Annotated in this window: 9 protein-coding genes, 1 tRNA gene and 1 rRNA gene; 3 read left to right on the top strand and 8 right to left on the bottom strand. The window is 40.0% G+C overall.

The genetic code is table 11. From position 1 onward, the window contains the following. Nucleotides 1–4: 4 nt before the first annotated feature. Nucleotides 5–787 carry a bifunctional demethylmenaquinone methyltransferase/2-methoxy-6-polyprenyl-1,4-benzoquinol methylase UbiE gene (ubiE, locus tag F0227_RS20150; protein ID WP_171755050.1) on the bottom strand — a complete coding sequence of 261 codons (783 nt, stop codon included), beginning with the start codon at nt 785–787 and terminating at the stop codon, nt 5–7. A gap of 49 nt (nt 788–836) precedes the next feature. Further along, nucleotides 837–2351, bottom strand: coding sequence for a DNA recombination protein RmuC (rmuC, locus tag F0227_RS20155; RefSeq protein ID WP_171755051.1), 1515 nt, complete (start codon nt 2349–2351; stop codon nt 837–839). A gap of 214 nt (nt 2352–2565) precedes the next feature. Between rmuC and F0227_RS20160 the strand changes: the two genes are divergently transcribed. Then, on the top strand, nt 2566–3450 hold the full coding sequence (locus F0227_RS20160) for an EamA family transporter (protein WP_171755058.1): 885 nt from the start codon (nt 2566–2568) through the stop codon (nt 3448–3450). On the opposite strand, the gene F0227_RS20165 is transcribed toward F0227_RS20160, so the two are convergent. Continuing rightward, nucleotides 3447–4274 carry an HDOD domain-containing protein gene (locus F0227_RS20165; RefSeq protein ID WP_171755052.1) on the bottom strand — a complete coding sequence of 276 codons (828 nt, stop codon included), beginning with the start codon at nt 4272–4274 and terminating at the stop codon, nt 3447–3449. The genes F0227_RS20160 and F0227_RS20165 overlap by 4 nt on opposite strands. 261 nt (nt 4275–4535) lie before the next feature. On the opposite strand from F0227_RS20165, the gene F0227_RS20170 reads away from it, so the two are divergent. Further along, complete coding sequence (locus F0227_RS20170) at nt 4536–5324, top strand: LuxR family transcriptional regulator (RefSeq protein WP_171755053.1); 789 nt, start codon at nt 4536–4538, stop codon at nt 5322–5324. On the opposite strand, the gene F0227_RS20175 is transcribed toward F0227_RS20170, so the two are convergent. Next, nucleotides 5311–5895 carry an acyl-homoserine-lactone synthase gene (locus tag F0227_RS20175; RefSeq protein ID WP_171755054.1) on the bottom strand — a complete coding sequence of 195 codons (585 nt, stop codon included), beginning with the start codon at nt 5893–5895 and terminating at the stop codon, nt 5311–5313. The genes F0227_RS20170 and F0227_RS20175 overlap by 14 nt on opposite strands. A gap of 127 nt (nt 5896–6022) precedes the next feature. Then, on the bottom strand, nt 6023–6793 hold the full coding sequence (locus F0227_RS20180; RefSeq protein WP_171755055.1) for a LuxR family transcriptional regulator: 771 nt from the start codon (nt 6791–6793) through the stop codon (nt 6023–6025). A gap of 760 nt (nt 6794–7553) precedes the next feature. Here F0227_RS20180 and arcC point away from each other — a divergent pair. Next, on the top strand, nt 7554–8459 hold the full coding sequence (arcC, locus tag F0227_RS20185; RefSeq protein ID WP_171755056.1) for a carbamate kinase: 906 nt from the start codon (nt 7554–7556) through the stop codon (nt 8457–8459). A gap of 412 nt (nt 8460–8871) precedes the next feature. Here the strand turns inward: arcC and F0227_RS20190 are convergent, their stop codons facing one another. From F0227_RS20190 to rrf, 3 genes are all read right to left on the bottom strand, one after another. Continuing rightward, a complete protein-coding gene (locus tag F0227_RS20190) occupies nt 8872–11190 on the bottom strand; it encodes a methyl-accepting chemotaxis protein (RefSeq protein WP_171755057.1) in 2319 nt (772 codons plus the stop codon). A 229-nt stretch (nt 11191–11419) separates the two neighbouring features. Further along, a tRNA-Ser gene (locus F0227_RS20195) sits at nt 11420–11507 on the bottom strand. An 89-nt stretch (nt 11508–11596) separates the two neighbouring features. Further along, nucleotides 11597–11698, bottom strand: a 5S ribosomal RNA gene (gene rrf / locus F0227_RS20200); the annotation flags it as partial.

Below are 11698 nucleotides of genomic sequence, written 5' to 3' on the forward strand. Positions count from 1 at the left end.
TACCTCAGAATTTGAAGCCACGGTGAAGGGCAACAATTCCACCGGTTAAATTATAAAATCCTGTCTGATCAAACCCAGCATCATCCATCATGCCTTGTAAGGTATTTTGATCAGGGTGCATACGAATAGATTCCGCAAGATATTGATAGCTCTCCCCATCATTTGCGACTAACTCACCCATTTTAGGTAATAGATGAAAAGAGTAAGCATCATAGATTTTTGATAATGGCTCAAGAATAGGTTTAGAGAACTCCAACACCAACAAACGACCGCCAGGCTTTAATACTCTGAACATCGAGCGCAACGCTTTATCTTTATCTGTGACATTTCTTAAACAGAAACTGATGGTAATGCAATCAAAATAGTTGTCAGGGAAAGGCAGTTCTTCAGCGTTAGCTTGGACATAATGAACATTGCCAACAACACCACTGTCTCTTAATTTATCTCGGCCAACATTTAACATTGAGTTGTTAATGTCCGCCAAAATAACGTGGCCTTTGTCACCAACAATACGAGAAAACTTAGCGGTTAAGTCACCGGTGCCACCACCTAAATCGAGAATGCGTTGTCCCGGTCGTGCCCCACTACAATCAATAGTAAAGCGCTTCCATATTCGGTGAATACCACCAGACATCAGATCATTCATTATGTCGTATTTAGCCGCAACAGAATGAAATACCTCAGCAACCTTAGCGACTTTTTCGTCTTTTGCTACTGTAGTAAAACCAAAATGGGTGGTTTCATCTTTTAATTCGGTTGAGTCTGTTTTTATACTTATATCTGTCATTTTCTACCTCGTTAGCAACGCCTTGAACTGTCAAAGGAATTGCGGACGATTAGTTTACTTTATCCTCAGGCTGTTGTCTTTCTACTAAAACATCATTTTGAGCAATTTCCGAAATACTCTGTGGTATCGGTCGCTTTATTTCCACCCCTAACGCTTTAAAACTTTCTGCCTGTCGAATCACGTTGCCACGTCCTGTTGCCAATTTATTCATTGCACCTTGGTAACTTAAGTTTGCTTTGTCTATCGAGTGTCCAACTTGCTCCATATCGGTTAAAAACAGCCGTAGCTTGTCATACAGTTTGCTGGCTTTCTCTGCGATAACTTTAGCATGTTGGTTTTGTCGTTCATTTCGCCACAAGTTGTCTATTGTTCTCAGTGCAACCAACAGCGTGGTTGGGCTGACCAAAATAATATTATTTTCCATTGCATCTTTAATTAGGCTAGGGTCAGCTTCGGCTGCCACTTGAAAAGCGGGCTCGACAGGAATAAACATCAAGACGTAATCAAGGCTCTGAATACCTTTTAGTTGATGGTAATCTTTTTGCGAGAGTCCTTTAATATGCGCCCTTAAAGCGAGTAAATGATCCCTAATGGCGCTACTTTTATCTTCATCATTAGTGGCATTAAAAAATCGTTCATAGGCGATTAATGCCATTTTAGAATCGATAACCACTTGTCGATCGTGAGGTAAATGAACAATAACATCAGGTTGGTAGCGTTTGCCGGCATCATTTTGTAAGCTCACTTGAGTTTGATACTCATGACCTTCACGCAAACCTGACTCAGCAAGCACTCTTGCTAGAACAACTTCTCCCCAGTTGCCTTGCTGCTTATTATCCCCTTTTAACGCCTTAGTAAGATTCACCGCATCTTTGGTCATCTGTTCATTCAGCTTTTGCAGGTTTTTAATTTCATACACTAAGGTATGTCGCTCTTTTGCTTCAGCGCCAAAGTTGTCATTTACCTGTTTTTTGAATCCTTCCAACTGCTCTTTAAGTGGTGACAGTAAACTTTGTAAGCTTTGCTTATTTTGTTCGTCTACTTTTGCTGTTTTCACATCAAACAAGGCACTGGCAAGTTGTTCAAATTCTTGCTTAAGTCTCTGTTCCGCTTGCTCTAACAGCTGCAATTTCTCTCTATTGGCTTTATTTTCTTCTTCTCGCCTTGCTTCTTGCTCACGCAAGGCCGTTTGCAATTGTGCACATTGTCCCTTTTGCTGATCCAGTTGCGCTGTTAGCTCATTACGGTGATGTGATATTTCATCAAAATGGCGCTGCTTTTCCATTGCTGCCATCAACTTTCCATGCAACTGCTTCAGTTCAATAACGGATTTATCACGTTCAATGTCGAGCTTATCCAGTTCATCACGGGCATAGTCTAAAGCCTGCTGGAGTTGAGCATTTTTTTCATTCAGGATGAGTGTGTCTGTCGCTTGCTCTTGCGCACGTAATTGCAGTTGAAACATCATTTTCTGTTTACACCACCAACCAACAAAAAATGCAGAACAGATTCCACTTACCACCACTGCAAGCACCATGTTTTGATGTTCAATTATCCACTGCATAACTCGATTAATCCTGCTTTATTCACTATTTTTGATGGTATGAGAGCACTGGATAAATGTCCAGTTCAAAGAAAGAAAAAGTGCTATTCTCTATCATTAATCACCGATTAGCAGACTCCACATTCCGCTATTAATTAAATCCCGCTAGGTTTGCTATTAAAGAAGTGCTATATATTGCACTTTGTTTTTCACTGCCCATGAACTAAAAATAATGATAGATGAACGTCGTGCCATCGGTTTTGGTATTTCTGCGGTTTTATTATGGTCTACCGTTGCTACAGCATTTAAACTGACACTTGAGCAATTTACACCAATTCAAATGCTCACTATCGCCAGTTTTGTCTCAGCATTAACCCTTATCGTTATCTGCTTCCTTCAAGGAAAATTAGATCAGTTAGCCGCGACTTTCTTCGCTAATCCTCTCTATTACTTGCTATTAGGACTGATAAATCCTTTAGCTTATTACTTAGTTCTATTTAAAGCGTATGAGCTGCTTCCCGCCTCGCAAGCCCAACCAATTAACTACAGTTGGGCCATTACACTCACGATTATGGCTTCCATATTTCTTGGACAAAAAATTCGCAAGCAGGATTGGATAGCATGTGTTTTTGGCTACTTAGGTGTAGTTATTATCGCCACAAAAGGAAACTTACTGGAGCTGCATTTCGAAAGTCCACTTGGTGTAATGTTAGCGCTACTCTCCACGCTATTGTGGGCTGGCTACTGGATCTTAAACGCAAAAAATAAAGCAGACCCGATTGTCGGCGTATTACTTGGTTTTTTAGTTGCTCTGCCTTTTGCTGTTGGCTTGTGTTTGTTTGAATCCGCGAGTTGGAATATCAGCGTATCTGGCTGGATAGCAGTGAGCTATGTAGGTCTGTTCGAAATGGGGATTACTTTTGTGTTGTGGTTATCCGCATTAAAAGCCACCACTAACACAGCACGAATCAGCAATCTTATATTTATTTCGCCCTTTATCTCGTTACTTCTATTGGCTTACATTATTGGCGAGCAGATTCATCCATCGACATTTGTCGGACTGATCCTGATTATTTTCGGGTTAATCGTTCAGCAACGAAAAGCCAAACGTAAAACTTAACCAAATAGCTGGTAAGCTAATTCGTACCCTTCCCCTCGGATAATATCAATGGTTTGTACCATTCCTAGGGGAAATCCAAGCACTTCATTACTAGGATGGCTGGCGATAAATTGTTGTTTCTCTTCTGTTGATGTTAATGAATCCCATGCTTTATGAATATCCATAGAAAATCTCATCAAATGCGCAAGATTAGGTGAAATTTTGGCTTTGGAAGGTTGGTAAGAACAAGCAATCGCTTCCACCATTTGCGGAGGAAAATCCCACGCCATCGCCAGCTTAGCTCCAAGTGTTGGCACATCGGTAGCCAATAACTCTTGCTGGACAGCGATCGCGTCTTCACCATTGCTTACCCGCTCGACAATAACGACAGCCAATTCTGGCAAATTAGTATGGATCATTAATTCACCAATATCATGCAAGGTTCCCGTAGTAAATACTTCATCACGGTCGAGCCCTGCGCGTTTACTCAGGCGACTCGCTATCATTGATACTTCGAAAGTATTGGCCCAGTAGTCTTTCAAACTTATCGTGTCTAGATTAGTGAAGATCTGTGACATTACCGAGGAGCGAACAAGTGATCGAACAGAATCACTCCCAATACGAATGACCGCCTCTTTAATTGAAGAGATTTCTCGCCGGCTTCCAAATAACGCCGAGTTGGCCATTCTTAGCACTTTGGTACTCAGTATTTGATCCATCGACAGTTTCAACGCCAATTCATCAAAATCAAATTCCGGGTGATTCACTAAGTCGAGTAACTCATGCAGAACTTTTTCAATTCGGGGCAATTGGTCCACTTTTGCTAAAAGCGCTTGTTGACTCATGAACTCCCTCCTAACGACCCACCTCTATTTAATATAGGTCAGATAAAGCATGCTATTAAAAATTTTGCATTAAATGTTAATCCTATCAGCAGTTCACACCGCCACTAAACCAACCATTTCAGCACTTAGAGTGGTAATAGATAACAGAGGAGTATCGGGCAGCTATCGAGGAACTAGAGGTAATAGTTATGATTAAAGACTCATACTACTCATGAACGTTTTTGTTGACGTTTTTATCAGCATTTAATTTATGAGGTTAGTATGAATATAGAACGGATATACCAATTAATAGTGCAATGTAAATTGGCGGTGAATGACGCACCCAGCTTATCTTTGCTTAAGTCTCATCTAGATGAAGTTACTCAACAATTGGGATACCACTACTACTTGTTTGGTCTATCGACACCGAAAAACATGAATCACTCTGAAAACTGTATATTAAGCAATTACCCGATTGAGTGGCGAAAGAGATATGACGAGAATCACTACGTCAATATCGATCCCATCATCTTACATTGCATTAAAAACACCTCGCCGATTCGCTGGTCAAAATTGCACTATTCACTGAATAATCAAGAACAGATCTCTTTGATGATTGAAGCCTCAGATTATGGACTAAAAAGTGGCTTTAGTGTCCCAATCCACGGTGCGCATGGTGAGAAAGGGGTTTTAAGTTTTGCATCGCAATCAGCATTAGAGTCTGACGAAATTATCCAACAGATGGCCGTTGCAACCCTTCTTGCGGTACATTTATATGACATGTTTAAGCAGAGCGTTCAGGTAAGCAAAGAAAAACCATCACCTCTGCTCTCTCACTTAAAATCGTATGATCTATCTGAAAAAGAGAAGTCTTGCCTCACTTGGGTCGCGGATGGGAAAAGCTCATGGGAGATCGCTCAGATACTGGCTTGCAGTGAAAGAACGGTCAATTTTCATTTACAAAATGCCCGAGAAAAGCTCAATACATTCACCAGAACACAAACTGTTTCTCAGGCACTATTAACCGGACAAATAACACCAAGATTTGATGATAACCCTAAGAGTTATTGACTATCCATTGGTCAAATTCATCATTCATCATAAAACGCAAGGCAACGCTTTTGGTATCACCTAGCTTATGGACTTTTTGATCCCCAAAGCGTTCAAAGGGAAGACCAATACGTTTTAAGATTCTTTCTACTGCTAATGACGTGACGGTTATATATTCTTTAACACGATGCGTGTGTGCATACTGCTGTACACCCTTAAACATTGATACCGTCACATCGCTTATTTTATGACTTGATGCGACTGAATCTTTATCGACAGCGAAACGACTTAACTCACAGATGTTTGGATCTGAAATAGTCGCAGCATCCCCCTGCATGGTATTAAATGTATCTTTTAGCATATAGGAAGAGGTAGTAGGAATAATTCGCCAGCAGCCCACCATTGCTTCTTCTTGACGAACATAAATATAGGACGCAGAAGGCGTATCGTACTCATCTTGCTCACGTCCTTTGTTTGAGCTCAACTCCCAGTTAAGTCGTCCAATAAACACCTTATGTCGTAGCGTTAATAGGTCATTAAAAGTATTCGGGTTTAGTTCGTTATAACGTCCATAATTGATATCGTAGTGCATAAATCACCTCCTGTTCGGAGATGAAAAACTATCAATAACCCTCGTAAATGTGACCTGTAAGAACTTACAGTTGACCTTAGAGGAAAACTATATCTCTTTGATATCTATCAACTTAAATAATCTATCGTTACTCTTTTAGCAATGTCGTATTACTCGACTTCAAGTTTGGTTTAATGTAGCCAAGTAGAATAGCTTTGCTAATTGCCTGATAACGATTCGCGGCTTCAAGCTTTTTAGTGGCATTATTCAGATGAAAGAAAATCGTTCTTTCGCTACAGTCCAATATTTGTGATATTTCCCATGTCGTTTTCCCTTCGGCTGCCCAAAGTAATGACTCTTTTTCTCGTTTGGTTAAGGCCACATCACTCTGCTGCTCTGTACCAATTAAATGGGAAACTTTTGAGTAGGCAATTGGAGCAATTGCTTGTGCCCAAGTTTGAATAGATTGCTGTTCAGCAATAGAAAATTCACTTTCTAGTTTCTCCGAAGCAAAGCTCAATAATCCAGCTTCGCCGCGATTTCCATGAATAGGAACGGTATAACCACTTCTTAATCCCGACTCCTTAGCTTCTGAAAAAAACGTCTTCTCTGCTGCAGACAGTTTACCCATCTGTATAGCGCTCCACGATATCGCATCACTGCTTTGCAAACAGTGTTTCACTACAGGGTCGATATTAATCAAATCTTTACGATCGTACTTCTCCCGCCAAAGGTCAGGATAGTTATCAAGAATAAAAGGATCACTACGAGTAATAGAGAATGGAACAGACCAACCCAATAAAAAATAGTCGTAACCAAACAGCTTTGTAAGACGATCAAGAGTCTTCCCCACAGTATCCACGCAGGTTGATTGTGACAACTCAGCCACCAAAGCTGTGGTTTCGTCCAAGAAAAGCATAATGTCTACCTATAACCTGTCAGATCAGACAGGTAAATGTTTTTGGTTCTAGTGCTATTATTTTAGCATCCTATCAGTAAGTGGATATCAATTAGAAACGTTTGGGCTCTCAAATCTTTGAAAATCCCCAAATCCCTTATCTGAATTGACATGAATTCCCATAGGATGGCTAGGAAATACGCACCATATTATAAAAAAATAACCCAATTTGGTGTATCAAACAAAGAACCGACCTGTAAATTATAGGTCGGTTCTTTGCTTTTAACCTCTTCTAAATTGAGATGCTCTCTTGATAAAACTGGATATCGGTTTCTGAAAAACACCAAACATGATAACTGTGAGCAGACAGTACAATTTTCCTTCATATCTGTAACTGCATCGTAATTTTGATTCTCATCAACTCCCTTCGTCGTGAAATCGATTCTTATATAGAGAGAAAACATGCAAGTAAAAAGACATTTATGACCTAGTCCACAATAATTAGTGACTGCTCTACAATATATTACATTGTTAATAGCTAGTCTTATAATTTGCATCCTTATTCAGAATATTTGCCAGTGAATATATTCCTTATTGATATTTCACTATGGCAGAAGGAATAATATATCAAAATAGTCACCATTAAAGCATGATGATTATTTAAATAAATAGATAAAATAATTTAATTTGATCTTTAAAGTTGAATTTAAATCACATTAATCAAACGCCATTTATATTCTTATATGCGCGATTAGAAATAACAAATAAATAAGGAGTTACTATGGACAAGCCGATTTTAGTTGTTGCTGTAGGCGGTAATGCATTATTGCAACGTGGTGAAATTATGAGTTGTGACAATCAGAAAAAAAGTATTTCTGCTACGTCCGAAGCTCTCGCAAAGTTACATGAGAAATATCGTCTCGTTGTAGTACATGGTAATGGCCCACAAGTTGGTTTACTTGCTCTGCAAAACTTAGCCTACAAAGATTGTCCTCCCTACCCATTTGACGTCCTAGGTTCAGAAACACAGGGAATGATTGGTTATTTAATGCAGCAGAACCTTAAGAATGTTCTACCTAAAAAGAACATCACTACTGTATTAACACAAGTGGCTGTGGATGAGAATGACCCTGCCATTGCTGATCCTAGTAAGTTTATCGGCCCGGTATATAGCAAAGAAGACGCGATGGCTCTTGCTGAAGAAAACAATTGGGTAATTAAACCCGACGGTGATATGTGGCGTCGAGTAGTACCGTCACCAGCTCCTAAGACCATTATTGAAGCGGAAGCAATCAAGTGTCTACTCGCACAAGACCATATCGTTATTTGTGGCGGCGGCGGCGGCGCACCTGTGATCCAAAATGGCGAACACCTAACGGGTTTTGAAGCGGTGATAGATAAAGATATGACTGCATCTCTAATCGCACAAGAAATTGGCGCTTCAGATCTACTTATCTTAACCGATGGTTCTCATGCTTGTGTAGACTGGGGTCTACCAACTGAAAGAAAACTCGAAGCGGTGACAATTGAAGAGATTAGTCAGTACTCATTTGCAGCGGGCTCCATGAAGCCAAAAGTAGAAGCATGTTGTCACTTTGCTCAAACGGGTGGTACAGGACATATTGGAGATTTATATCAAGCTGTTGACGTGATGGATAAAGCAACAGGTACTCATATTAGTAAATAATTAGTTTTTAGTTAGTCAATTACTTATAGAATAAAACCAGTAATAATATGAATGGTTATTTATATTTAAATAACCACCAAAACAGACTAACTAAAAAATATGCCATTTATACTACAGGAATAATAATATTTCTTGGATATTATTTGAATAACTATCTCAATGAAAAGTAAAGGCTCTACTTTAGACAAGTAGAGCCTTTGTTTTTTCTTTTATTACCATCAATATAAAATAAAAAATCACATATGGAGAATGGTTATTTAAATAATATTTATCATTCACCACATTTACTTAAGTCACCTCAAGAAACTTATTCAGAGAAAGTTTATTGGCTCCTGATCAAGCACTGACTTGAAAACATAACCACTCTACGGTCAAAATCAGCAGCATGGAGCAAAAGCCAATAAAAATTTAGCTATACCTTAAACTGAGCGACCAGTTCCTGTAACCTTGCGGACAGTCGGGCCAACTCTTCAGAAGACACGGCACTTTCTTCCGAACTAGCAGCAGTTTGAACTGCGATTTCGCTAATATTAACCACACTTTTGTTCATCTGTTCTGCCGTTGCACTCTGCTGTTCAGCAGCACTTGCTATCTGCAAATTGTAATCACTGATGGTTAGCGAAGATTTCTCTATCTCTTGTAGAGAATTCGCCGCTTCATTGGCTAAATCAACACCTTGTTCGGCATGTTTCCGGCTTAGCTCCATTGCATCTACTGCCTCTACAGTTCCTAATCTCAATTTTTCAACCGTCTCTTCTATTTCATGAATGGACTCTTGGGTTCGCTGAGCTAACGTTCTCACTTCATCAGCAACAACCGCAAAACCACGCCCTTGCTCTCCAGCTCTAGCGGCTTCAATTGCCGCGTTAAGTGCTAACAAGTTAGTTTGCTCAGAAATATTCTTAATTACATCGGTAATAGAGTCGATACTTTCACTCGCTTTTGCTAACTCCTCAACCACTAAAGCCGCTTTCTGAATATTTCCAGAAAGCGTCTCTATCGCTCCCGATGTTTTCTGTACGACCGCTTTCCCCTTTTGTGCCTGTTCAGTAGACAGATTTGCCGCACTAGCAGCCTCTGTAGTACTGCTAGCCACCTCTTGGACAGTAATGGTCATCTCATGCATAGCGGTCGCAATCTGTTCTGTTTCGACCTTCTGAGTCTCTACACCACGCACATTCTCATTAGCTGCAATAGTAAGTTGCTCGGATGCTGTCGCAACCATATGAGTTGAACTGGAGACCTCTCCTAACAAATCAGCAAATTTATCTAACATGCTATTAAATGAGGCCGCCATGTCACCAAGTTCATCCTTAGTGGTGATATCACTTCGGAAAGTTAAATCATTCTCGCTCTCTACCTGACTCATTAATTGGCTAAAACCAACAACCGGAGTAGTGATTGCTCGAGAAACCCAGATACCAATCGCGACCGCTACGATTGAAATTACCACCACCGTCACCACAGACTCAAGAATAATTTTATCTTTGAGTTCAATGGCACCAGAGAAAGCCTCTTCTGCATCAATCTCACTCATTAATACCCAATTTAACCCTGGTATGTTTATTGGTGTATATGCAGAAAGAACGGACACCATTCGATAGTCATCAAAAATAGCAAAACCCGACTCACCATTAATCGCACGCGTTGTTCCTTCTGTCCGTATCTCTTGTAGCCCTATATTACTTTCCTTTGTTTCTATCTCTTGTAGCACTTGGGCATCAACCGCCAAATCACTGAGTAAAGAGAGAAAAGCGCTAGGATCTTCCAGCAAGAATCGACTCAAACTCCGAGCTTTATAATCGCTCCCCACTAGATACGTTTCACCCGACAGACCCAATCCATTTTGTTGCCACTTTCCTGCACTGGTCATAATGCTATTTATGCCACCAATAGGCATTTGGAATATGAGTACACCAATAATCTCACCATTGCTGTCAGCAATAGGCGAAGCGATGAATGAAGCTTGGGCTTGATAGGAAGGTAAGTAAGGTTGAAAATCGACAATAACGGTTGAGTTAGCTGAACCAGTACGAATCGCTTTACGATATACATCCGCTAACCCGGAGTTAGCATAAGGCCCATTTTGTAAAGATGTTGCGTAATCTAACTCTTTGAAAACGGAATAAACAATATCACCGTTGTTTGCATCGACTAGAAATATATCGTAATAATCAAATTTCTCTAAATACTCGGTAAATCTCGGATGATAGACTTTGTGGGCCTGATTGTACGCATTATCCCCTTCAGCCGCACCTAGCAAGTGCTTAGATCCCATCGCATTTCGATTGTTTTTAATGTAATTCCATTGCCAGTAAACACCTTGATCATCCAATTTGCTTAAGAGTTCAGATGTATTAACAGAGTCACCACTGTTTAATTTTTGATACTCGGTTGCAAATTGATTTTGGTAATAGAGAGCTAGCTCTTGCTGATATTGCTTCACATCTAACTGAATAGGCTCATTAAATGCTTGGCTAAAAGCTTTCATAGCATCAACGGTCATTGTGCTATTAGACAGGGTTTCAATTTGGCTCTGTATCGTTAGAAAATAGTCTTCGATTTGGGTTTTTCTAGCATCCCGAATAGAAATTAACTGTTTTTGAGCAGCATCTTTTAACGCCATGCTAGAGACATCAGATGAAAGTGAGCCAAGAAGAACAGAAGCAATAACAACAGGAATAACACCGACACCAACCATCCAAAGCGTGATTTTTTGTCTAATTTTCATAATAACGACTCCAACAAAGCATGAATGAAGACCTAAGTTGGTCTCCTGATAGCTAGCCAGATATGTTAATTATTATTATTATCAATAGTAAAGTGTAGTCGATATTTATCATTCGACAGAATTAATTCTAGGGAACAGTATGTGATTGAAATGGCCAAGTCGTGAGATGAAAGTAGAAAATCAACAAATAGCAGGCAAAAAAAAACCGCTAAAAGCGGTTTCTTTAATATGGCGGAGAGATAGAGATTCGAACTCTAGGACGGTCGCCCGTCGCCTGATTTCAAGTCAGGTGCTTTCGGCCACTCAGCCATCTCTCCATAATTTTTACTAAATAAAGACTAACAATCTATCTGCTTTATCCAGTTTTGCCTTCAGATTTGTTCAAAATCTGAAAACAAGTAAACAAGCCTGGCGATGTCCTACTCTCACATGGGGAAACCCCACACTACCATCGGCGCTATTGCGTTTCACTTCTGAGTTCGGCATGGAATCAGGTGGGTCCACAATG

It is taken from the genome of Vibrio sp. 99-8-1, assembly GCF_013114595.1.
Classification (GTDB): Bacteria; Pseudomonadota; Gammaproteobacteria; order Enterobacterales; family Vibrionaceae; genus Vibrio.

Bases quoted from the DNA above. Each gene is read 5' to 3' on its own strand.
- F0227_RS20180 (WP_171755055.1), bottom strand. From the start codon at position 6,793: ATGCTTTTCTTGGACGAAACCACAGCTTTGGTGGCTGAGTTGTCACAA.
- F0227_RS20170 (WP_171755053.1), top strand. From the start codon at position 4,536: ATGAATATAGAACGGATATACCAATTAATAGTGCAATGTAAATTGGCG.
- arcC (WP_171755056.1), top strand. From the start codon at position 7,554: ATGGACAAGCCGATTTTAGTTGTTGCTGTAGGCGGTAATGCATTATTG.
- F0227_RS20175 (WP_171755054.1), bottom strand. From the start codon at position 5,895: ATGCACTACGATATCAATTATGGACGTTATAACGAACTAAACCCGAAT.
- F0227_RS20165 (WP_171755052.1), bottom strand. From the start codon at position 4,274: ATGAGTCAACAAGCGCTTTTAGCAAAAGTGGACCAATTGCCCCGAATT.
- ubiE (WP_171755050.1), bottom strand. From the start codon at position 787: ATGACAGATATAAGTATAAAAACAGACTCAACCGAATTAAAAGATGAA.
- rmuC (WP_171755051.1), bottom strand. From the start codon at position 2,351: ATGCAGTGGATAATTGAACATCAAAACATGGTGCTTGCAGTGGTGGTA.
- F0227_RS20190 (WP_171755057.1), bottom strand. From the start codon at position 11,190: ATGAAAATTAGACAAAAAATCACGCTTTGGATGGTTGGTGTCGGTGTT.